20 protein-coding genes and 1 pseudogene are annotated in these 21688 nt (G+C 67.7%); 6 read left to right on the top strand and 15 right to left on the bottom strand.

Features of this window, described 5'->3' with window-relative positions; all coding sequences use genetic code 11:
- The first annotated feature begins 18 nt into the window (after positions 1 to 18).
- Positions 19 to 327 (top strand): c-type cytochrome, encoded by a 309-nt coding sequence (locus ACNQFN_RS20565; protein ID WP_068635300.1) that lies wholly within the window; start codon positions 19 to 21, stop codon positions 325 to 327.
- A gap of 242 nt (positions 328 to 569) precedes the next feature.
- On the opposite strand, the gene ACNQFN_RS20560 is transcribed toward ACNQFN_RS20565, so the two are convergent.
- The 4 genes from ACNQFN_RS20560 to ACNQFN_RS20545 all read right to left on the bottom strand — a co-directional run bounded on the left by ACNQFN_RS20560 (position 570) and on the right by ACNQFN_RS20545 (position 7047).
- Positions 570 to 2744: an EAL domain-containing protein gene (locus ACNQFN_RS20560; RefSeq protein ID WP_418647418.1), complete on the bottom strand. Its 2175-nt coding sequence runs from the start codon at positions 2742 to 2744 to the stop codon at positions 570 to 572.
- Between the two features lie 51 nt (positions 2745 to 2795).
- Positions 2796 to 4772, bottom strand: a complete 1977-nt coding sequence (locus ACNQFN_RS20555) for an ATP-binding protein (RefSeq protein ID WP_068635302.1) — start codon at positions 4770 to 4772, stop codon at positions 2796 to 2798.
- Between the two features lie 96 nt (positions 4773 to 4868).
- The gene (locus tag ACNQFN_RS20550; RefSeq protein WP_068635303.1) at positions 4869 to 6005 is read right to left on the bottom strand and encodes an EAL and HDOD domain-containing protein; all 1137 of its coding nucleotides are present in this window, start codon (positions 6003 to 6005) and stop codon (positions 4869 to 4871) included.
- Between the two features lie 19 nt (positions 6006 to 6024).
- Positions 6025 to 7047, bottom strand: coding sequence for a CDP-6-deoxy-delta-3,4-glucoseen reductase (locus ACNQFN_RS20545; protein ID WP_068635304.1), 1023 nt, complete (start codon positions 7045 to 7047; stop codon positions 6025 to 6027).
- 21 nt (positions 7048 to 7068) lie between these two features.
- Here ACNQFN_RS20545 and ACNQFN_RS20540 point away from each other — a divergent pair, with 21 nt between their 5' ends.
- From ACNQFN_RS20540 to ACNQFN_RS20530, 3 genes are all read left to right on the top strand, one after another.
- Positions 7069 to 7944, top strand: coding sequence for an NAD(P)H-binding protein (locus ACNQFN_RS20540; RefSeq protein ID WP_418647417.1), 876 nt, complete (start codon positions 7069 to 7071; stop codon positions 7942 to 7944).
- A gap of 50 nt (positions 7945 to 7994) precedes the next feature.
- Positions 7995 to 8405 (top strand): CopD family protein, encoded by a 411-nt coding sequence (locus ACNQFN_RS20535; RefSeq protein ID WP_068635306.1) that lies wholly within the window; start codon positions 7995 to 7997, stop codon positions 8403 to 8405.
- A 113-nt stretch (positions 8406 to 8518) separates the two neighbouring features.
- Positions 8519 to 9091 carry a Uma2 family endonuclease gene (locus ACNQFN_RS20530; protein ID WP_418647416.1) on the top strand — a complete coding sequence of 191 codons (573 nt, stop codon included), beginning with the start codon at positions 8519 to 8521 and terminating at the stop codon, positions 9089 to 9091.
- 23 nt (positions 9092 to 9114) lie between these two features.
- Here ACNQFN_RS20530 and ACNQFN_RS20525 read toward each other — a convergent pair whose 3' ends face one another.
- The 5 genes from ACNQFN_RS20525 to ACNQFN_RS20505 form a co-directional block, all read right to left on the bottom strand.
- Positions 9115 to 10017, bottom strand: coding sequence for an ABC transporter ATP-binding protein (locus ACNQFN_RS20525; protein ID WP_418647415.1), 903 nt, complete (start codon positions 10015 to 10017; stop codon positions 9115 to 9117).
- Positions 10018 to 10037: 20 nt separating this feature from the next.
- Positions 10038 to 10421 (bottom strand): type II toxin-antitoxin system RelE/ParE family toxin, encoded by a 384-nt coding sequence (locus tag ACNQFN_RS20520; RefSeq protein WP_068635309.1) that lies wholly within the window; start codon positions 10419 to 10421, stop codon positions 10038 to 10040.
- A complete protein-coding gene (locus ACNQFN_RS20515; protein WP_068635310.1) occupies positions 10418 to 10711 on the bottom strand; it encodes a type II toxin-antitoxin system Phd/YefM family antitoxin in 294 nt (97 codons plus the stop codon). The genes ACNQFN_RS20520 and ACNQFN_RS20515 overlap by 4 nt, the downstream gene beginning before the upstream one ends.
- A 181-nt stretch (positions 10712 to 10892) precedes the next feature.
- Positions 10893 to 11126 (bottom strand): type II toxin-antitoxin system VapB family antitoxin, encoded by a 234-nt coding sequence (gene vapB, locus ACNQFN_RS20510; protein WP_068635311.1) that lies wholly within the window; start codon positions 11124 to 11126, stop codon positions 10893 to 10895.
- On the bottom strand, positions 11108 to 11656 hold the full coding sequence (locus ACNQFN_RS20505; RefSeq protein WP_418647414.1) for a MarR family winged helix-turn-helix transcriptional regulator: 549 nt from the start codon (positions 11654 to 11656) through the stop codon (positions 11108 to 11110). Before ACNQFN_RS20505 ends, vapB begins: the two co-directional genes overlap by 19 nt.
- A 121-nt stretch (positions 11657 to 11777) precedes the next feature.
- Here ACNQFN_RS20505 and ACNQFN_RS20500 point away from each other — a divergent pair, with 121 nt between their 5' ends.
- Positions 11778 to 12011 carry a thioredoxin family protein gene (locus ACNQFN_RS20500; RefSeq protein WP_068635313.1) on the top strand — a complete coding sequence of 78 codons (234 nt, stop codon included), beginning with the start codon at positions 11778 to 11780 and terminating at the stop codon, positions 12009 to 12011.
- Between the two features lie 153 nt (positions 12012 to 12164).
- On the opposite strand, the pseudogene ACNQFN_RS20495 reads toward ACNQFN_RS20500, so the two are convergent.
- From ACNQFN_RS20495 to ACNQFN_RS20475, 5 genes and pseudogenes are all read right to left on the bottom strand, one after another.
- Positions 12165 to 12368: pseudogene (locus tag ACNQFN_RS20495) on the bottom strand (hypothetical protein); the annotation flags it as partial.
- A 13-nt stretch (positions 12369 to 12381) separates the two neighbouring features.
- Entirely contained in the window at positions 12382 to 13722 is a 1341-nt protein-coding gene (gorA, locus tag ACNQFN_RS20490) for a glutathione-disulfide reductase (RefSeq protein WP_068635315.1), read from the bottom strand.
- A complete protein-coding gene (gene mobA, locus ACNQFN_RS20485) occupies positions 13719 to 14378 on the bottom strand; it encodes a molybdenum cofactor guanylyltransferase MobA (protein ID WP_068635316.1) in 660 nt (219 codons plus the stop codon). The genes gorA and mobA overlap by 4 nt, the downstream gene beginning before the upstream one ends.
- Positions 14379 to 14459: 81 nt before the next feature.
- Positions 14460 to 17336 (bottom strand): EAL domain-containing protein, encoded by a 2877-nt coding sequence (locus ACNQFN_RS20480; protein WP_245650845.1) that lies wholly within the window; start codon positions 17334 to 17336, stop codon positions 14460 to 14462.
- A gap of 144 nt (positions 17337 to 17480) precedes the next feature.
- Positions 17481 to 19088 (bottom strand): FecR domain-containing protein, encoded by a 1608-nt coding sequence (locus ACNQFN_RS20475; RefSeq protein WP_418647413.1) that lies wholly within the window; start codon positions 19086 to 19088, stop codon positions 17481 to 17483.
- A 267-nt stretch (positions 19089 to 19355) separates the two neighbouring features.
- Here ACNQFN_RS20475 and ACNQFN_RS20470 point away from each other — a divergent pair, with 267 nt between their 5' ends.
- Positions 19356 to 20525, top strand: a complete 1170-nt coding sequence (locus ACNQFN_RS20470) for a THUMP domain-containing class I SAM-dependent RNA methyltransferase (RefSeq protein WP_418647412.1) — start codon at positions 19356 to 19358, stop codon at positions 20523 to 20525.
- Positions 20526 to 20528: 3 nt separating this feature from the next.
- On the opposite strand, the gene ACNQFN_RS20465 is transcribed toward ACNQFN_RS20470, so the two are convergent.
- On the bottom strand, positions 20529 to 21662 hold the full coding sequence (locus ACNQFN_RS20465; protein WP_068635319.1) for a PilT/PilU family type 4a pilus ATPase: 1134 nt from the start codon (positions 21660 to 21662) through the stop codon (positions 20529 to 20531).
- Positions 21663 to 21688: the final 26 nt, after the last annotated feature.

Raw genomic sequence — 21688 nt, 5'->3', positions numbered from 1 at the left:
ATCAACGAGGAAGTAAACATGAAATTGTTCGTCGCTGCCGCGCTAGCCGCGGGTCTTCTTTCGAGCGCGTCGGCCTTCGCCAGTGCCGATCTTGCCAAAGCCAAGAACTGTATGGCCTGTCATTCGGTGGAGAAGAAGCTGGTCGGTCCGTCCTACAAGGATGTCGCGGCCAAGTATGCCGGCCAGGCCGATGCAGCCGCCACGCTGGCCACCAAGATCCAGAAGGGCGGCGTGGGCAACTGGGGCCAGATTCCGATGCCCCCCAACCCGCAGGTCAATGACGCCGACGCCAAGGCGCTGGTGGAGTGGATCCTGTCGCAGAAGTGATCCCGGTTCCGGGATGATTGGGTGCCGCCTGCAGGCGGTGCTCTGGCGCAGGCCGGCAGCGATGCCGGCTTTTTTGCTGCCGGGCCGTCCCGAGGCAAAAAGCGCCCCCTCGGGGGTGGAGCAGGGGGCCCGCGGAGCACTGCTCCGCGCCTGCGGAACGGGCCAGCCGTGCAAAGCTTGGCCCTCTTGCGACCCGCGCAGCGGTGGTGCGCGGGGGCCCTTCGTGTTTGCGGCGCCGGGAGTCAGTGGCCGTTGAACAGCCGCGCCGGCTGTGCCAGCCATTCCAGCGCTTCGTGGGCCGGTGCCGGGCGTGCGAACCAGTAGCCCTGCATGACGTCGCAGCCCAGCAGTTGCAGGGCTTCGGCCTGTTCGGGCTGCTCCACGCCCTCGGCGACGATGTCGAGGGCGAAGCCGCGGGCGATGCCGGTGATGGCCGAAATGATCGGATTGATGCTCGGGCCGTCGAGGTCGCGGACGAAGCTGCGATCGATCTTCAGCGTGCTGACCGGGAATTTCTGCAGATAGGCGAGCGCCGAGTAGCCGGTGCCGAAGTCGTCGATGGCGACACTGAGACCGGCGCTGCGCAGTTCCCGGACCTTGGTGGCGACGTCGGCGGTGTCGTTCATCATCAGGCTCTCGGTGATCTCCAGCTCGATCTGGCCCGGCGGCAGCGCATGGCGGGCCAGGCACTCGGTGATCGAGCTGACGATGTCGCGTTTGTCGAAATCCAGCGGCGACAGGTTCACCGACATGCGCAGTTCCAGGTGGCCCGCGCTGCGCCACTGCGCCAGCTGGGTGCAAGCTTCTTCCATGACCCAGCGGCTGATCTCGCCGATCATGCCCAGTTCTTCGGCGACCTGGATGAAAGTGTTGGGCGACAGGGCGCCGAGTACCGGGTGCCGCCATCTCAGCAGCGCTTCCATGCCGACGATCTGGCGGCGGGCGACGCTGACCTGGGGCTGGTAGTGCAGTTCGAACTCGCCGCGCAGCAGGGCGTTGCGCAAGTCGTTTTCCAGCGTGATGCGCTCGTGATGATGGGCGTTCAGCGTCGGATCGAAGAAGCGGAAGGCATTCTTGCCCGAGCGCTTGACCTGGTACATGGCGATGTCGGCGTGGCGTGTCAGGTCTTCGGCCGTGGTGCCGTCGCGCGGGAACAGGGCAATGCCGATGCTCATGGTCGCGCGATATTCGCCCTGGCTGAGCGTGATCGGTGCGGCAAGGGTGTCGAGGATCTTGGTGGCGATGGTTTCCGCGTCTTCGGGAACGTTGATGTCGGGCAGCAGGACCGTGAATTCGTCGCCGCCGAGCCGGGCCAGCGTGTCTCCGCGGCGCAGTGTGGTCGACAGGCGGGCCGCGATCGCGCGCAGCAGGGCATCGCCTTCGGCGTGGCCATAGGTGTCGTTGACCAGTTTGAAGCGGTCGATGTCGATGAACATCACCGCCAGGGTGCCGGTGCGGCGCTGGGCCTGCGCGATCGCCAGTTCGAGGCGGTCCTTGAACAGCACCCGGTTCGGCAGGTGCGTCAATTGGTCGTGATAGGCCTGGAAGGAGATGATCTCCTCGGCCCGCTTGCGTTCGGAGATGTCGCGGGCGACGCCGTAGAGCCCGGCGCTGCGGCTGTCGCCGGGCTGGGCCAGCATCGGCAGGCCGGTGAGCGAGACCGTGATGCAGTCGTCGATGCTGCTGCTGCCGCCGCCGCGGCTGCAGCGCAGGCGCAGTTCGACGTTGAAGCTCTCACCCGGCATCCGGCTGGGCTGATTGAGCAGGTTGCAGATCCGGTCGATGTCCTCGGGCATGACCAGGGTCGTGAACGGGCGCCGCATCAGCGCATTGCGTTCGAAGCCGAGCAGCGGCTTGATGCGTGGGTTGATGTAGCTGAAGCGGCCTTCGGCATCGAGGGTGAAGATGAGATCGGGCGAGCTTTCGACCAGGTAGCGGTGCAACTGCTCGGAGGCCCTGAGGCGCTGGCTCATCGCCCGGTTGGCCTTCTCGAGCGCGCCCTTGTGCAGCGTGCTTTCCACCGTGCGCTGCAACTGGGCGACGTGGTAGGGCTTGCGCACATAGTCGTCGGCGCCGCGGCGCAGCGCACCGATCGCGGCATCGATGGCGTCTTCGCCGCTGATGATGATGACGGCTTCGTCCCGCCGGCGCTCGACCAGCCAGTCGAGCAGGGCGAGGCCGGAGGCGTCCGGCAGCCGGTAGTCGAGCAGGATCAGGTCGTAATGATGCTGTTCCAGCCGGACGATGGCTTCGGCGATGCTGCCCGTTTCGTCGAAGCTGCGGCCGGGGTGGGCGAGGACGTGGGGGAAGGTGCGCCGCAGCGCCGGATCATCATCGACGATCAGGATGCGGAAATCGGGTTCCACAGGGCCGAGGCTTTTTGTGGGCTGGAAAGGTTTATCGCCCGGAATCGACATGAGTCGCCAAAATTATGTCTAAATGCTATTTGTCACAACATGATGCAATATTCAGGCCAATTGTTCCAGTGGCAGAAAGATCTGGAAGCTCGTGCCGTTGCCCGGCTGGCTCCGGCAGAGAAGCGTCGCGCCCCAGCGTGACAGGATGTCGTGCACGATGCTGAGGCCGATGCCTTGATGCTTGCCGCCCTTCTGGCTGCGCTGCGGCGAGAAGGGATCGGCCATGCGTTCCGGCGGCAGGCCGGGGCCGTTGTCGACGAGACGGATCTCGAGGCTGGCACGGCCATCGACGGTGATCTGCGACAGCGCCGACACCACCAGGCGCCTGCCGGGCTGCAGCGCTTCGGAGGCGTTGCGGAACAGGTTGAGCAATACCTGCTTGAGCGCGGAGGCGGGAATCGCCGCGGGCGGAAGCTGCCTGGGCGCGCGCAGCTCGAACTGGATGCCGCGCTGGCCGAACAGCGTGTCGCCGTAGATCGAGCGCATGTCGAGCAGCAGTGCCGGTACCTGGCAGCGCGGTGTCTCGGGGGCTTCCTGCGGCAACGCGCTGGCGCTGCGCAGCAGATTGTCGATGCGATCCAGCTCGGTGTTGAGCTGCACCAGTTCGTCCTTCAGCGGTGTGTCGTCCGGGCGCTGGATGCCGAGCATCTCCAGCCGGCTCTTGATGACCGTCAGCGGATTGCTCGCTTCGTGCACGATCTTGCGCAGATGGTCGTGGAAACGCTGGTGCAGCGTGGCTTCGCGGCGGCTGATCTCGTTCTGCGCTCGCTGCGCGGCACGCAGCGAGCGCGCTGCGGCACCGAGCAGCGCGGCGTAGCGCCAGCAAAGATCGCTGTCGAGTTCGCCTTCATGATCCATGCCGATCAGCGCCACCACGGCCTGGCCGTTGGTGGTGAGGGGCAGGCAGCAGAAGCCTTCGAGGCCGAGCCAGCGGGCGATCTGCCAGTCGGCCAGGCTGCGTCCGCTGCGGCTGCCGTGCCGGACGAAGCGGGTGGTGTGTTCATTGCGCGCGCACAGTGCGACGGCGCTGGTCTCGTCGTCCAGCCTGAGCCGCAGTTCGTCGATGAGCGCGGCGGCGCTGCCTGCCGCGGCGGGCAGCATGGGGCGCAGGATGCCGTCCTCGTCGGCCGCCAGCAGCGTGGGGATGCGGTGCAGGCCGAACAGCGGGCAGGCAATGGCAAGACGGTCTTCGACCTGTGCGGGGTCGAGGTCGACGAATGCCGCCGTCAACAGGCCGAGCATGCCGGCGCTGCGGTAAGGGTCGTCGGCCAGCGCTGCGGTACCGGCTGCCGCCGCCTCGGCTGTCGGGGCGGACCGCGGCGGATAGGCGGCATGCCCGGAGACGATGTAGTCCACATCGGTGCGCAGGCTGCTCAACACCCCTTCATGGAGCCCGGTCAGGCGCGCGGCTTCGGGCAGCCGTTCCTGCCATTGCGGGTCGGCCAGCCGCAGCGCCGCGGCGACGATGGGCAGCAAAGGGTGCGCGCTCGCGAACTGCTCTTCCAGTACGGTGCCCAGTTCGAGCGCATCGCCGAGGCTGCCGGGCAGTCCGCAGTGATCGACCAGCGTGGCCAGCGAAGGGGCGTGCCGGGCCGGGGTGGTGGCCTTGCCGACATCCGGCGAAGGGGGGGCGAAGCCGTGCCACAGCCCGGCCAGGTAGGCTTCGTCGGGGCGTGCATAGCGTGTCTCGATCGCGAGATGCAGCGCGCATTCGGCCCGCAGCAAGGTTTGCTCGGATGCGGCCGGGTCATGGCCGGCCGCGTGTCCGAGCCCCACCAGCCAGGCCCGCAGCAGATCGATGCCGATGCGTTCGAGGCGCCGGCGCAGCACGCTGTTGAGTCCGTCGCCAAGCTCGTTGTCGGCCAGCGGCTGGGCAATCAGCAGTGCGAGACTCAGCACGGGGTCGCGGGCGGCGACGAGGGCAACTTCCGGCCAGTTGGGCGAACTGGCCGCCAGCAGGCGCAGGATGGTCACCGCACCATCGGTCCGGGGCTGGCGTTCGAGAGTGCAGAATACGGCGGGAAGCATGGGCGGCGAGGCGCGCGGGTCGGGGTGGCTTGGGGGGATTTTAGCGGGCCGTGCCGGTTCCGCATGTGACCGAGTTTGCAATTGGCGTCAGCCTTCTCAGGCCTGCAGGCTGTCGGCGAAGCCGAGGCCGGTCAGCAAGGCGTGGTTGACGCGCTCGCAGGGCAGGTGAAGGTCGTCGACTGCCTTGGTCAGACCGCTGCCGTCGAAGCTCTCGCATTGTTGCGCCAGCCGCAGGAAGGGGGCGAATTCGCCCTCGCCATGCACCAGGGCATCGGTGATGCCGGCGGGCAGGTTCATTTCGTCGAGCACCGATTGCATCGAAGTGCCGAGCAGCAGCGGCAGCAGCGAGAACGCGCCGGTGATGAAGAGGTTGTCACGTTCGGCGGCATCGAAGTAGTCGGCGCCGATCTCTTCCATGAAGCGGCCGCGGGCGATCGCAGTCTGTATCATCGCCGGCGCGCTCGGATCGCGGCTGGCGGTGACGAGCAGCAGCGAAAGCCATTTGTTGAGTGCGGTGTAGCCGAGGATGCTGACCGCGTGGCGGAAGGACTGGATCTCGCACATCAGGCCGAAGCCGGCCGAGTTGATGTAGCGCAGCAACTTGTAGGACAGCGCGACGTCCTGCTTCAGCACCACCTCGATGTCGCGGACTTCGCCATTGTTGCGCACCAGGTTGAGCAGACGAATGATCTGGGCGTGGCTGGGCGACAACTCCTTGGCGGGCGGGTGGCCGTGCAGGAAGAACCAGCCCGATGCGCCGTCGAAGCCGGCGCCGATCGCCGGGCGGAAGCCGCCGGCTTCGGCCAGGCCCCAGGCCAGCTTGAGGCCGGGCGCGCCGGCCGGCGAGGAGACGCGGCGCGCATCCATCAGCACGAAGCGCCAGTCGATGCCGGCCGGCAGCGCCGTGCCGGGCGTATACCAGGTCAGGTTCATCGGCCGGCCGGCTTCCTGCAACTGGGCCATCAGCGCCTGCGTTTGCGGATGGCCCAGGGTCTGGGCGGGAATCTCGATCGAGGCGTTGTCCGGCATCTGCCAGTTCAGCAGTTCGGGTGTCGGCACCAGGCGGCCGAGGCTGACGAAGACGGCGTGATGAGCCGGCCAAGCCGCCGTCCGTGCGTTCAGCACCTCGACCACCGCAGCGACGTTCGGGCCGTGGGCGATGATGCGGTTCGCGGTGATGGCGTGGCGCTTGTTGACCACGGGTTCGCGGGTCAGCAGGACGGTCTGGCTCATTGCGGCTCCGGTGGGCGGGTCAGTTTGCCGGGCTGGCGAAGGTGAAGGCATCGGCGAAGAAGGCGCCCTCGGGCAGGCCGCGTTCCGTATGGAAGCTGGCGCGTGCCGCATCGATCATCGCCGGCGCGCCACAGGCGTAGACCTCGTGGCCCGACAGGTCGGCGAAGTCGTCCAGCACGGCCTGGTGCACCAGGCCGCGGCGGCCGTCCCAAGCGTCGCCGGGCTTTTCGTCCGACAGCACCGGGATGTAGCGCAGGTTCGGCAGGCGGCTTTCCCAGCCGCGCGCCAGTTCGTCCAGGTACAGACCGGCGCGGTCGCGCGAACCCCAGTACAGCGTGACAGGGCGCTGCAGGCCGGTCTCGACCGCATGTTCGACGATGCTCTTGATCGGCGCGAAGCCGGTGCCGCCGGCGACCATGACGATCGGGCGCTGCGAATCCTCGCGCAGCCAGAAACTGCCCAGCGGGCCCTCGATGCGCAGGATGTCCTTTTCCTTCATGCCCTCGAAGACGTGGGAGGTGAAGCGGCCGCCATCGATGCGGCGCACGTGCAATTCGATATGGCTGGCGTCGTGCGGCGCATTGGCGATCGAGAAACTGCGGCGCTGGCCGTCGGCGAGCAGGATGTCGATGTACTGGCCGGCCTTGAAACGGAAGGTCTCGCTCGCCGGCAGCTTGAGGTCGAGCAGCATCACGTCGTCGGCCAGCCGCTGCAGCTTCTGCACGCGGCTGGGCAGCTTCCGGACCGGGATGTCGCCGGCACGGGTGACGTTGCGCGCTTCCAGCACCAGGTCGGAAAGCGGCTTCGCACAGCAGAACAGCGCATAGCCCTCGGCCTGGTCGGCGGCGCTCAGCGCGCCGGCGGAGTATTTGCCGTAATCCACCGAGCCCTGCACGATCCTGCCCTTGCAGGCGCCGCAGGCGCCGTCGCGGCAACTGTGCGGCAGCAGCAGGCCGGCATCGTGTGCTGCTTCGAGGACGGTCTGGCCGTCGGCGGCGTCGAACGAATGATCGCCAGGCTGGAGGGAAATCCGGTAGCTCATGGTGCGTGTGATAATGACGGGATGAAAAGAGTCCTGATCGTCGGCAGTGGCGATGTCGCCGCCCGCTGCCTGCCGTGGTTGACGCAGCGCTTTCGTGTTCTCGCCCTCGTACGCCATGCCGATGCGGCCGACGCGCTGCGGATTGCGGGCGCGGTGCCGGTACGGGCCGATCTCGACGACCGCAGGAGCCTGACCAGGCTGGCCGGGCTTGCCGATGTCGTATTGTACTTCGCCCCGCCGCCTGCGCAGGGGGCCACGGACACCCGGATGACGCGCTTCCTGGCCGCGTCCGGCGCGGGCCGGAGTCTACCACAGGGCCTCGTATACATAAGTACGACAGGGGTTTACGGCGACTGCGGCGGCGCTTTCGTCGACGAGACGCGGCCCTGCCGCGCCAGCACCGCGCGGGCATTGCGGCGAGTCGATGCCGAGTGCCGGCTGCGCCGCTTCGGGCGCCGCAGCGGCGTGCGCGTCAGCGTGCTGCGGGCGCCCGGCATCTACGCCGCGGACCGCCTGCCGCTCGAACGCCTGCGGCGCGGCGACCCGGTGCTCGCTGCGGAAGACGACGTCTTCACCAATCACATCCACGCAGACGATCTCGCCAGGCTGGCCTGTATGGCGATGTTCCGTGCCGGTGCAGGCCGCGTGTATAACGCCAGCGACGATTCCGGCCTGAAGATGGGCGAGTATTTCGATGCGGTGGCCGACGCGCTGGCGCTGCCGCGTCCGCCGCGGCTGCCGCGCGAACAGATCGTCCAGCGGCTGTCGCCGCTGACGCTGTCCTTCATGGGCGAATCGCGCCGGCTCGACAACCGCCGCATCAAGCGGGAATTGCGTACGGCGCTGCGCTACCCGACGGTGGCGGATGGACTGCGCGCCCTGCCGGGCCGGCGCTGAGCCGCTGCCTCCGTCTTCCTCTTTTTTTCCATCATCGAGATTTCATCGACATGCTGACCATCAAGGCCTTGCACATCATCTTCGTCGTGAGCTGGTTCGCCGGCCTGTTCTACCTGCCGCGCCTGTTCGTCAATCACGCCATGGTCGAGGACGCCGCCACCCGCGAGCGCCTGGCGATGATGGAGATGAAGCTCTACCGCTTCATGACGCCGTTGGGCATCCTCGCCGTGGTGCTGGGCTTCTGGCTGTGGTTCGGCTACGGCTTCGCCGGCGGCTGGCTGCATGCCAAGACCCTGCTCGTCGTTTTCCTGATCGGCTACCACCTCTACTGCGGCCGCCTGCTGCGCGCCTTCGCCGAGGGCCGCAATACCCGCAGCCACGTGTGGTTCCGTGTGTTCAACGAGATTCCGGTGGTCGTTCTCTTCGTCGTGGTCTTCCTCGTCGTGCTCAAGCCGTTCTGAACGAGCGCATGGCGGAATCCGGCCGGCCCGCGAGATTGCGGCACCCGTGCCGGGTGGCTATGCTCGACGGCGTGAAACCCTGAGGTGTTCCCTGAAGTGCAGCGAGGAAAACCATGAGCCTGCCCGAGCCCAAGATTCCGTTCGGGCCAGACGATTACCTGGCCTGGGAAAGCGAACAGCCCTTCCGCAGCGAATACGTGGACGGCGAAGTGTTTGCCATGAGCGGCGCCTCCGATGCGCACGGCACGTCGGCAGGCAACCTGTTCGTGGGCTTGCATGCCCATCTGCGCGGCAAGCCCTGCAAGGTCTTCATCTCCGGCATGAAGGTCCGCGTCGACGCCGCCAACAGCTTCTACTACCCCGACATCCTCGTCACCTGCGACCCGCGCGACCGCCAGCCCGGGGCAAGCCACGTCAAGCGCCATCCGGTGCTGGTCGTCGAGGTGCTGTCGCCGACCACCGAAGCCTACGACCGCGGCGACAAGTTCGCCGCCTACCGCACGCTGGAGTCGCTGCAGGAATACGTGCTGGTTTCGGTCGAGCAGCGCCGTGTCGAGGTCTTCCGCCGCGACGCTACCGGGCACTGGGTGCTGTATCCGTTCGCAGCGGATGAAGAACTGGAACTGGCCAGCGTCGATTTCCGCTGCCCGGCGGCCGAGGTGTTCGAGGGGGTGGAGGGCGCTTAGGCCCGCACTGCCGGCTTCGCTGTTCAGGCCGGCTGCCGTTCTTCCAGGATCTTGAAGAACACCGTCTCCAGCGAGACCGCCGGCTTGACCGTCACCAGCCGGCCGCCGGCCGTCTGCAGCCGGGCGAGGAAGCCGGGCAGGGCGGATTCGTCCATCTCCTGTTCGTACTCGCCTTCACGGATCGCTGCATGCTCGCCATCGAGCGGCGCGTTGGCCTGATAGCGGACGATGAAACGGTCGGCGCGCTCGCTGACCAGGTCGCGCGGCGAGCGGGTGGTCAGCAGTTCGCCCTGGTGGATGAAGCCGAAGCGGTCGGCGATGCGCTCGACGTCGTGCAGCACGTGCGAGGTGAAGAAGATCGCGCCGCCTTCGCGCTTGTAGTCGGCCAGGATGTCCACCACGTCCTTGCGCCCCACCGGGTCCAGGCCCGACAGCGGCTCGTCCAGCACCAGCAGGCGCGGGCTGACGACCAGCGCATGGGCCAGCGCCACGCGCTGCGCGTTGCCTTTCGACAGTTCGCGGATGCGGCGCCGGGCGTTCTGCGCCACCGAGAAGCGCTCCAGCCACTGCATGCACCAGACCTCGGCGTCCGGGCGGCGGATGTCGTACATGTCCAGCGCCATGCGCAGGATCTCCATCGGCGTGAACTGCTCGTACAGCGCGGGCGATTCCGGTACGTAGGCGATGCCCTTGCGCGAGGCCGCCTCGCGTGCCGACACGCCGTACAGCCTTACCTCGCCTTCGTAGTCGTTGATGACGTCGAGCATCACCTTGATCGTGGTCGATTTGCCTGCACCGTTGGGGCCGACGAAGCCGAAGACTTCGCCTTCGGTGACGTCGAAGCTGACGTCGCGCAGCGCCTGCACGGTCTTGCCGCGCGAATGGAAAGTCTTGCTGACGGAGTGGAATTCGAGAGCGGAAGTCATCGGTGGTTTCCTTGGCTGCTTCACATGCCCAGTGATTCGAAATCGAACGATAACTGGCGATGGTGACGGATGGCGAGCAGATGCACGGTATCGCCGATGTGCGCATACAGCACCAGATGCCGTGCCGTCACGTATTCCCGCAGGCTGCCCGTGGGGTCCAGCATTTCGAGTTGGGAGACGAGCCGTTCGAGTTGTGAGGCCGCTTCGACTGATTGCACAGGGCGGACGAGGAAATCGCGGCCCATGTCCGGGTGGCGCTCGAGGTTCGGGATCACCACGTCGTGCAGGGTATCGAGGAGTGCATCGAAATGCCCGGACGCATCAGTCTCGTCCAGAAAGCGTTCGATGGCTTCGAGATGAAGCTCGAAGCTTCGGGTGAGGAGGACAGAAGCAATCCTGCTCATTCCTTGGCGCGGCGTGCCTTGAAATCGGCGATTGCCGCGCGGGCGTCCCGGCTGCGGCCCTCGGCGACATCTCGCAAGCCACTTGCGGCATCGTCGATCAGCAGCATGTGGATGTGCGCGCGTTCGAGCCGATGGTAGTGGTCCAGGCGTTGCGCATCGATCAGTGCGACATAGCTCTCACCATTCTTGGTGATGATCTTCTCCGCGCCTGCCTTGACCTGATCCGCCAGCTCCGACAACTGGGCGCGGGCGGTGGTCAGCGAAACGATGTCCCGTGCAGTGATGGTCATGATGATGGCTGTACAGAATTGATGCTTTCATTCTAGCTTGAAAGCAGGCGTTCGATGGCAGATCGAGGTCGCCGCCAGGGGGCGTCTGCGATGCCGGCCGCTGGCTGCCAGGCGCTGCAGAACCGATGCGGGCATCTCCGCAGGATGAACGAACAGATGTTCGTGTCGAGCATGTAGGTCTTCACAACTCGAACCGGCCTTCATCATCCACCGCCGCCGTCCGCTCCTGGAGGAAATCCGCGTCGGTCTTGGCCAGCAAGGCCAGGGATTCCCATCTCGGGCGAGTGGGGCGCAAGGTGATCACATCGCCTTCACGGCGAATCTCCAGTTCGCGCACGCCGCCGTAAGCCATGCCCACTGGCAGGCGTATGGCCTGGTTCTCGGAGCGGCCATCCCTCAGGCGGGCGTTGCCCATTCCCGGCATATTTTCCCGGTCTGCTCGATGGCCAGCGCTTCGCCGGTCAGGCCGCAGTGCGTGGTGTCGCCGTCGGTGCGGAAGTGGGCGCATTGCCGGCAGATGCCGAAGGCGTGTTGGCCGTTGAGGCGCTGCAGCGCGACGAGGAGGCTGCGCAGGGTGTCGGCGAGCGCGGCGCCGTCGGCGTGCATGTCGAGTGCGCCTTGCACGCGCTCGGCCCAACTGTTTTGCAGCACCGCCATGCCGGCGGGCGTCAGCTTCAGGTGGATGCGCTTGCCGTGGCGGGCGTCGGCCTGCTTGACGACCAGCGCCTTGCGCTCGAGCACGGCCAGGGTCTGCGACACGGTGCCGCGGGTGATGCCGAAATAGTCGGCGATGGCGATCGGCAGGTCGCTGTAGCGGTTGGCCTGCGCCAGGTATTGCAGCACCTGGAGGTGGATCGGCAGCAGGCCGTGGCGCGCGGCGTCTTCGCGCAAGGATTGCTGGAGCAGCGCGCCCAGGCGTTCGAGGTAAAGGGTGGCGGTGGTCATGGCAATAATGTATCGCCTCGAAGCATTGCTTGACCAGCGGGTGTACGATGCCTATGCTTTAAATGCATCGAGTCGATGCATGTTTGCATCCATTACATCCAGAAACCCAAGGAGCGTCATCATGAGCAAGGCTTTGTTCTTCCATGCCGGTTGCCCGATCTGCATTTCCGCGGAGCAGCAGGTTGCCGCTGCGCTCGACCCCGCGCGCTACGACGTCGAGGTCGTGCATCTGGGCGAGCAGAAATCCCGCATTGCCGAAGCAGAGGGCTTCGGCGTCCAGTCGGTTCCGGCCTTGGTCATCGACGGCCAGCCTTTCCACATCAACTTTGGTGCTTCGCTGGCCGATCTGAAGTAGGCGGAAGCGCTTGCAAGGCTGTGCGGCAAGTCGGCCGCGATCATGTCGTCCGGCGGTTGCAGGATGCAGGCGGCGGCTTGCCCTGATGCGTCATCTTCTTTTCGGCCGCCGCCCTGGCGTCCCCTGCGTGCCAGCCGGGGCCGCCGGGCGCGGCTGGCCGTATTTGCGGTAAACCGCGCGGGCGTCGGCCTCGGCGCGTTCCTGGGTACAGATCGACGGATCGTCGTCGTGGCCGCTGAAGAAATCGTCCTCCTGGGCGGCCATGACCAGCTTGATCGCGGCGTCTTCGCTTTGCTCGTAGCGTTCGTAGAGCAGGGTGGCGACTTCGTCCAGGTGCTGTTCGTAGCTCATCGGCATGGTTCCGGCGCTCCTAGCGCAGCGTGACGAGCTCTTCGGCGCTGGTCGGGTGGATGGCGATGGTGCGATCGAAATCGGCCTTGCGTGCGCCCATGCGGACGGCGACGGCAAAGCCTTGCAGCATTTCGTCGGCGCCGTCGCCGATGGCATGCAGGCCGACGATGCGTTCGTCGGCGCCTTCGCACACCAGTTTCATCGCCGTCCTGGGGCGGTGTTCGGTCAGCGCGTGGTACATGGCGGTGAAGCGGGTGGTGTAGACCTTGACCTCGGCGAAGCGCTTGCGGGCTTCGTCCTCGGTGAGGCCGACGGTGCCGATCGGCGGGTGGCTGAAGATGACCGTGGGGATGCAGTCGTAGTCGAGCCGGCTGTCGGGCTGGTTCAGGAACAGGCGCGCGGCCAGCTTGCGCCCGGCGGCGATGGCGACCGGCGTGAGCTCGGCTTGGCCGGTGATGTCGCCGATGGCGTAGATGCCGGGTGCGGTGGTGTTCTGGAAGGCGTCGGTGTGGATGACGCCCTTGTCGTCGGCGGCGAGGCCGGCGGCGGCGAGATTCAGGCGGTCGGTGTTGGGGCGGCGGCCGGTGGCCCACACCAGGGCGTCGGCCTCGAAGACCTTGCCGTCGCCGCAGGCTATGCGCAGGCTGCCGTCGGCCTGGCGGCTGACGGCCTCGGGCTGGACGCCGAAGTTCAGGCGCACGCCGCTGGCCTGCATCTGTTCGGCCAGTTCGTCGCGCAGCATGGCGTCGAAGGGGCGCAGCAGGTGAGGACCGCGCACCAGCATGTCGACCTGGGTGCCGAGGCCGTTGAACACGCCGGCCAGTTCCACCGCGATGTAGCCGGCGCCGACGACGGCGACGCGGCGCGGCTGCCGGTCGAGGGCGAAGAAGCCATCCGAGTCGATGCCGAGTTCGGCGCCTGCGATGTCCGGCACTGCCGGGCGGCCGCCGGTGGCGATGACGATGTGCGGCGCGCTGTAGCGCTGGCCGTCGACTTCGATGGTATGGGCGTCGACGAAACGGGCGAAGCCTTCGACGACGTCGACGCCGGCCGTGTCCAGCATGTTGGCGTAGATGCCGTTGAGGCGGGCGATGTAGGCGTCGCGGCGGGCCTTCAGCGTGTTCCAGTCGAAGCGGCGTGCCGGTGCGTCGAAACCATAGCCGGAGGCGTCGCGCAGGGTCTGGGCGATGTTCGACGCGTACCACATCACTTTCTTGGGCACGCAGCCCACGTTGACGCAGGTGCCGCCGAGGCGCGCGGCTTCGACCAGCAGCACGCGGGCGCCGTATTCCGCCGCGCGCCGCGCGCTGGCGACGCCGCCGCTGCCGCCGCCGATTGCGATGTAGTCGTACTGCTTCATGTCGGGTTCCTTTGCTGAATGCCGGTGATGGCCGGGGTGCCGTCGAGGCTCACGCTGCGGCCGGCTTCCGCGAGTTCGATGGGGGTGTTGATGTTGCGGAAGGCAGCGGCTTCGTCGTCGAAGGACACTTCTACCACGTCCAGCGTGTCGTGCCAGCGGGCGACGCCGCGCCCGCCGCCGTGAAGGTAGTCGGCGAGCGGGCCGGCGAGTTCGCGGCGGCACAGGCAGAACACCGGCTGCAGCCGGTCGAAAGTGCGCGCGACGGCGAGCTGGGCGCCGGCCGAGTGCAGTGCGCCGGCCAGGCGGTCGACGAGATCGGCCGGCAGGAAGGGCGAGTCGCAGGGCACGGTGGCCACCAGCGGGTGGCGGGCGTGCAGCAGCGCGGCATGCAGGCCGGCCAGCGGGCCGCCGAAGCCGCCGATGTCATCGCTGAACACCGGGTGGCCGAAGGCCCGCCAGGCGTCGAGGTTGCGGTTGGCATTGACGATCAGTTCGTCGACCTGCGGCGCCAGGCGTTCGAGCACATGTGCCGCCATCGGCCGGCCGGCCAGTTCGACCAGCCCTTTGTCGACGCCGCCCATGCGGCTGCCCTGGCCGCCGGCGAGCAGCAGGCCGGTGATGCGGCGGTCGGCGGGACGCGGAGCGGGTGGGGACATCGTGCTGGTGATGAGGTGCCGGGGCAGGCTGCCGATTGTAGCGGCTCGCCGGCAAGGAGGGCGAGGCCGCGCCGCGGGTGCTCACTTGTTGCCGAGCAGGCTGATGGCGTGCAGCGCATGCGGCGGCGGGCCGCTGAGCCAGTTGCGTATCTCGTCCGGCGGCAGGGGCTGGGCGAACAGGTAGCCTTGCACGACGTCGCAGCCGTGGTCGGCGAGAAAGCGCAGCTGCGCCTGGGTCTCGACGCCTTCGGCCACCACGGTCATGCCGAGGCCGTGGGCCAGTGCGATGGTGCCGCGCACGATGGCGGCGGCGTCGTGGTCGCTGACGTCGCCGACGAAGCTCCTGTCGATCTTCAGCTCCGATACCGGAAAGCGCTTGAGCAGCGACAGCGAGGAGTAACCGGTGCCGAAATCGTCCACCGCGATGCTGACGCCCAGGTTGTGGATGCTGTGCAGCAGCTCGGCGGCGTAGCCGGGATTGCGCATCGCGGTCGATTCGGTCAGTTCCACCTTCAGCATCGACGGCGCGAGCCCGCTGTCGGCGAGGCCTTCGCGGATGGTGTCGACGATGGCCATGTCGGAGAACTGGCGTGCCGATACGTTGACCGCGAGCGGCACCGTGAGCAGTCCTTCGCGGTTCCAGTGCGCGGTCTGTCTCATCGCGGCATGGATCGCCCATTCGCCGATGCCGCGGATGATGCCCGATTCTTCCGCGGCGGTGATGAACTCGTCCGGCATCACCCGCCCCTTGCCCGGGCGTTGCCAGCGGATCAGCGATTCGAGGCCGGCCAGGCGGCCGCTGGCGATCTCGATCTGCGGCTGGTAGAACAGTTCGAACTCCTGGTTGGCCAGACCATGATGCAGCGCGGTTTCCATGTCCAGGCGGTCGCGCGACCAGGTGTTCATCTCCGGCGAGTAGAAGGTGTAGCGGCTGCCGCCTTCGATCTTGCCCCGGTACATGGCCTTGTCGGCCATCGACAGCAGGGTTTCGGCATTCGGGCTGTCCTCGGGTCCGACGCTGATGCCGATGCTGCATGACAGCAGCAGGCCGGTGTTGCCGTCGGCTTCGAATTCGCGATCGAGGATTTCGAGCACCTTGAGCGCCACGGCGATCACCGCGTTGCGGTCCTCCAGCTTGTCGAGCAGGATGATGAATTCATCGCCGCCCCAGCGCGCGATGGTGTCGCCGGCCCGCACCGAAGCCTGCAGGCGGGCGGCCACGTCCCGCAGCACCGCGTCTCCGGCATCGTGTCCCAGGCTGTCGTTGATGCGCTTGAAACGGTCGAGATCGACGAACAGCAGCGCCAGCATGCTGTTGTGGCGCTGCGCGTTGGCCAGCGCCAGGCGCAGGCGGTCGAGCAGCAGGGCGCGGTTGGGCAGCCGGGTCAGCAGATCGTGGGTGGCCTCGTGCTGCAGCCGGATGGTGGCGGCGATGGCGTCGGTGACGTCGTTGAGCGCCAGCACTGCGCCGCCGCCGGCACCGCCGACCGGGGTCGCGGTGAGCTTGAGGGCATAGTGGCTGCCGTCGGGGCCCTGCCAGTCGATCGGCTCCGGCAGGCGTATCGTCTGCCGGTTCTGCAGGCAGGCGAGTACGGCGCCGACGATCTGCGGGGTCTGGCCGGTATGTTCCCGGACCAGGTCGCCGACCAGGCTGCCCTGTGCTTCGTCGCGGTTCAGCCCGGTCAGGCGCTCCGCGACCGGGTTGGTCAGCGTGACGCGGGTGCTTTCGTCGATGGTGAATACCGCGTCGGCGATCGAACGCAGCGTGGCGTCGGCGTCCTGCTGGACGTGGCGCAGCCTGCCGCGAGTGCGTTGCAGGTACAGCCCGAACCACAGCAGGCTGCCGGACAGCAGGCTGGCCAGCGCCGGGGTGGGCGGAACCCACAGCTGCCAGGCATTGAGCGTCATGCCGCTGGCGGCGAGCGGAAGCAGCGCGAGGCTGGCCACTGCGGCGGCGGCGATGACAGGCGACTGGATGCGGGCGTGGACGACGACGGCAAGCGCCAGCAAGGCCAGGGCGAAGCTCAGGGTGGCGCTGCTGCCCGCGCTGCGATAGACCAGGCCGCCGTGCAGGGCGTCGTAAGCGCGGGCATGGAATTCGACCGCTGCCATCGGCTGGCTGTGGCGGGAGTCGGGGGTGGGCAGGCTGGCGTCGAGGCCGTTGGCCGTGGGGCCGACGAACACGGCCTTGCCGCGCAGCTGTTCGGCCAGTTCAGGGCGTTCGAGCAGGCTGTGATACGAAATGCGGGGCGGCCGGGTGTCCGGGCCTGGATAGGGAAGCAGGAGCTCGCCTTCGCGTACCCACAGCGGACTGGAGGCGGTGCTGCGGACCCGCACGCCGCTCTGTGCCTGCTGCCCGACGGCGGCGGCGTGGCCGGCCGGGCTGGACAGGTGTAGCGTCGCCAGGGCAAGCGCTTCCCAGCGCGGCGTGCCGCTGCCGGCGCGGCTGTAGGTACGGCGCACCAGGGCATCGGCGTCGAGTTCCACATCGACATGGCCGAGCATGGCCGCGGCGCTGCCGAGTTCGGCGGTGGGCAGCAGATCGGCCACGCCGCCGGCATCGCCGGCTTGGCGCGGCGCGACCGGCAGGACCACGCGGCCGGAGGCGGCAATCGCTGCGGCCAGTTGCCCGTCGTCGGCGGAGGGCTCGGCAAACAGGATCGGCATGCCGATGGCGGATACGCCGGCGGCGCTGAGCCGATCGATCAGCCGTGCATGCACGGCACGGCTCCAGGGCCAGCGTCCGAGCGCGTCGAGCGCGGCGTCGTCGATCGCGATCACGACCGCATCCTGTGTGCGGGCCTTGCCGCGGAACAGCGGTTCGAGCGTGTCGTAGGCGAGCAGGTCGAGGCGCTGCGCCGGCTGCCAGGAAAGCAGCGACAGGACGCAGGCAAGCATGGCTGCCGCTGCCCATGGCAGATGGCGTCCGGAGGCCTCGGCCAGGTGGCTGCGGCTCACTGGGCTAGCCTCCTTCGGCCCCGGTTGAGAGGTTCGGGATCATGCGCATGCGATGCCATCCATCGAGCTGGAGCCATGGCGGCGCCCCGCCTTCGCTTTCCCCGGGCGGAGGCGCGCTTCCCGTGGATGGAGAAGTGATGGAGATCATAGGGCGAGAATCACCGGCAGCAGCAGGAAAAGCGCCTGCCAGCGGCTGTGCGGCACGTCGATCTGTTGCGGCCGGCCCCAGGGGCCGGGCGGGCTGCCTGGTTCCTGGATGCGGATGCGCACATGCCAGGTTCCCGCTTCGGGCTGGTGGAGGGCGATTTCGGGGGTGGTGGTGTCGAATTCGTGCTCGGGCGAGTTGAAATCGGCTTTGCGGCTGAGCTGGACCTGGTAGCGGTCGCCCTCGCCGCCAGCGCGCCAGTGCAGCCGGAGCGTGTCGCCGTCCACTTCGGCCTCTGTGGCGGAGGGGCCGGCTGGCGGGCGCCGGAAGGGCTGGGGGTCGGACCACGGCCCGCGGCCTTCGGCCGCCGTGCTGACGGCAATGCGCCAGAAGTAATCGCCGGCGGGCAGGCCGTGGTCGAGAACGAGTTCGGTGCCGTCGAGTCCTTCGTGCGCGACGACCGGCGTACCGAAGCCGCTGTCGGTGGCGAGCTGGAAATGGTAGGCCCGGGCATCGGGGACGCGAGCCCAGCGGAAGGTGACGTTTTCTTCCACGGCGAAGCCGCCTGCTGCAGGCTGGCTGGGGAAGGGCGGTTCCGGGCGCGCATCGACGACGATCTCGCGCTCGGCGCTCAAGCCCTCCAGGCCGCGGCTGTCGATCGCGCGCACGCGCACGTGGTAGCGGCCATCGGCCAGCGCGGCACCGCCGAGCAGCGCGGCCTCGTCGCCGACGAGGTCCGAAGCGAGCGCGGTGAAGTTCTGCTGCGGAGAGATCTGGGTGCGGTACTGCACCGCACCTGCGACGGCTTCGATCGGCAGGCGGAAGGGCAGGCGGTCGATGACGCCGGGCACGGCTTCCAAGCCCGGCGCAGGCAGCAGGCGGACGGCCTGCCCGGGCGCCTTGCCTGCGGCTGCATATGCGCCCGTGGCGGTGCCGAGGCGGGTTTCGCCGCGATGGTTGCGCAGCGAGACCTCGCCGCTGAGCGTTTCCGCCAGCATGCCGTCGGCCAGCGCCGCGACACGGAATTCGGTGCCGCGGACGGCGGCCACCGCAGCGGGTGTCTCGATGGTGTAGCGGCCGCCATTGTGCCGGACGGACTGCACGCTGTTGTCGATGCGGCCGTGCTTCAGTGCGATGCCGACCAGTTGCCCGTCCGAAGCCTGCAGGCGATGCAGCGTGCGGATCTGAAGTTCGGAGTTGGCTTCGATCAGGCTGCGGCTGCCGTCCGGGAGCTGCAGCGTCACGCTGCCGTCATGGCCGGTGCGGATCAGGGCGCCGGCGGAGAGTGTCATGCCGGGCGAGAGGGGGCCTGTCCGGCCACCGCTGTCGTGCTCGACGGTGCCGAGCACGTCGAGCACGCGCGCCGGCACGGCTTCGGCCCGCATCCACGCGAACGGCATGCGCAGCCGGGTGCCGGGCGGGATCCTGGTCGGCTGGAGGATCTGGTTGTAATCCTGGATCCGCGGCCAATAGTTGATGTGCTTGAGATAACGCGTGGTGATGTTCCACGGGTTGTCGCCGGGCTGGACGATGTAGTCGAAATCCTGCCGTGCCTGGGCGGCTGCGCAGTGGCCGAGCAGGGCGAGGCCGAGCAGCAAGGATGACATCCGGGCTGTCCGCGGGGCAGGCGATTGCTGCAGAGGTCTGATGTCCATGGCGGTCCTCGCGACAGTGGACGATGCGATGGTCGCTGTCGCCCGGCGTTTTGCTTACATTTTGAATAATAGCCTCACGCGGGGGCCGAGATGCACGGAAAACACCGAAATGCATATTTCCCGCCCATGCGGCGTTCGCGGCGCCGGACATGAGGCATTCCGTCCGGCGGGCTCGCGGCGGGCGGTACAATGCGGTCCCCTCTCTGCCCGGAGCCCGCAATGGCCGAAGCCTTCTTTTCACCCTGTCCGCGAGGCCTCGAAGCCCTGCTCGCCGACGAACTGCAATCGTTCGGCGCGAAAGGCGTGCAGACGGTGCATGGCGGGGTGGCCTGGCAGGGCGACTGGGCGGCCTGCCATCGCGCCAACCTGGAAAGCCGGCTCGCCACGCGCGTGCTGTGGCGGGTGGCGCAGGGCCGCTACCGGGCCGAGATCGACATCTACAAGCTCGCCTACAGCGTGACCTGGGCGAAGTGGTTCACCGCCGACGACACGATCCGCATCTACGTCACGGCGCGCAAGTCGCCGCTGAAGAGCCTGGAGTTCATCACGCTGCGGGTCAAGGACGCGGTGTGCGACCACTTTCGCACCGTCAGCGGCCGGCGACCGAGCGTCGATACGGCGAATCCGGCGGTGCGCATCCATCTCTTCCTGACCGAGGACACGGCGACGCTGTACGTCGATACTTCGGGCGAGCCGCTGTACAAGCGCGGCTTCAAGCCCGCCGCGGTCGAGGCGCCGCTGAAGGAGAACCTGGCCGCCGGCATCCTGCGCCTGTCCGGCTGGACGCCGGGCGAAGTGTTGCTCGATCCGATGTGCGGCAGCGGCACTTTCCTGATCGAGGCGGCGATGATGGCGCTCGACATCGCGCCGGGGCTGGGGCGCGGCTTCGGCTTCGAGAAGTTCCGCCACCACGACCGTGCCGGCTGGGCGGCGGTGCGCCGTGCCGCCGAATCGAGGCGACAGGCGCCGCGCGCGCTGCCGATCTTCGGTTCGGACATCGTCGGCGAGTGGGCGCGGCGCACGCGGGTGAATCTGGATGCGGGCGGGCTGGCGAAGTGCGTGACGCTGGACCGCGCCGACCTGCTGGAGCGCACGCCGCCCGCGCCCGAAGGCGTGATGGTGGCGAACCCGCCTTATGGCGTGCGCATCGGCGAGGCCGAGGAACTGGCCGCCTTCTACCCGCGCCTGGGCGATGCGCTCAAGCAGCGCTGGGGCGGCTGGCGCTGCCATTTCTTCAGCGCCGATCCGGCGATGCCGAAGCTGATCGGCCTGAAGGCCAGCAAGCGCACGCCTTTGTTCAACGGTGCGCTGGAGTGCCGGCTGTACGAGTACCGCATGGTCGCCGGCAGCAACCGGCGCAAGGACCGCGCGCCGGAGCAGGGTGGCTGAGCCTCAGACCAGGCCGAGGTCCTGCAGGCCGCTGCCGCTCGGCTGTTCGCCGAGCTTGCTGTGGAGCTTGATCTGCAGGCGCAGGTCGTTGATGGAGTCGGCGTTGCGCAGCGCGTCTTCGTAAGTGATCCTGCCGGCCTCGTAGAGGTCGAACAGCGCCTGGTCGAAAGTCTGCATGCCGATTTCGCGCGAACGCTTCATGATCTCCTTGATCTCGGGGATGTTGCCCTTGAAGATCAGGTCGGCGATCAGCGGCGAGTTCAGCATCACTTCCACCGCCGGCACGCGGCCCTTGCGTTCCTTCAGCGGCAGCAGCCGCTGCGAGATCATCGCGCGCAGGTTCAGCGACAGGTCCATCAGCAGTTGCTGGCGGCGCTCTTCGGGGAAGAAGTTGATGATGCGGTCGATCGCCTGGTTGGCGCTGTTGGCGTGCAGCGTGGCCAGGCACAGGTGGCCGGTCTCGGCGAAGGCGATGGCGTAGTCCATGGTCTCGCGGTCGCGGATCTCGCCCATCAGGATGACGTCCGGCGCCTGGCGCAAGGTGTTCTTCAGTGCGGTTTCCCATGAGTCGGAGTCGATGCCGATCTCGCGCTGGGTGACGATGCAGCTCTTGTGCGGGTGCACGAATTCGATCGGATCCTCGACCGTGATGATGTGGCCGTAGCTGTTCTCGTTGCGGTAATCGACCATGGCGGCGAGCGAAGTCGTCTTGCCGGTGCCGGTGCCGCCGACGAACACCACCAGGCCGCGCTTGCTCATCGCCACGTCGTTCAGTACCGCGGGCATGCCCAGTTCTTCCAGGCTGGGAATGCGCTGCGGGATGGTGCGCAGCACCAGCCCGACCCTGCCCTGCTGCACGAAGGCGTTGGCGCGGAAGCGGCCGATGCCAGCCGGCGAGATACCGAAGTTGCATTCCTTGGTGGCCTCGAATTCGGCCGCCTGGCGGTCGTTCATGATCGCGCGCGCGAGTTCGGCGGTGTGCTGGGGCTGCATCGCCTGGTTGGATTGCGGCGTGATGCGGCCGTCGATCTTGATCGCCGGCGGGAAGCCGACGGTGAGGAACAGGTCGGAACCGTTCTTCTGCAGCATCAGCCGCAGCAGGTCGTGCATGAACTTGAGTGCCTGGTCGCGTTCCATCGGGGCGTGGTCTCCTGCGGAGTCTG

Source organism: Thauera butanivorans, from assembly GCF_048398245.1.
Classification (GTDB): Bacteria; Pseudomonadota; Gammaproteobacteria; order Burkholderiales; family Rhodocyclaceae; genus Thauera; species Thauera butanivorans.
Note: the sequence above shows the minus strand (reverse complement) of the source record. Positions and strands in the feature narration are given on the sequence as shown.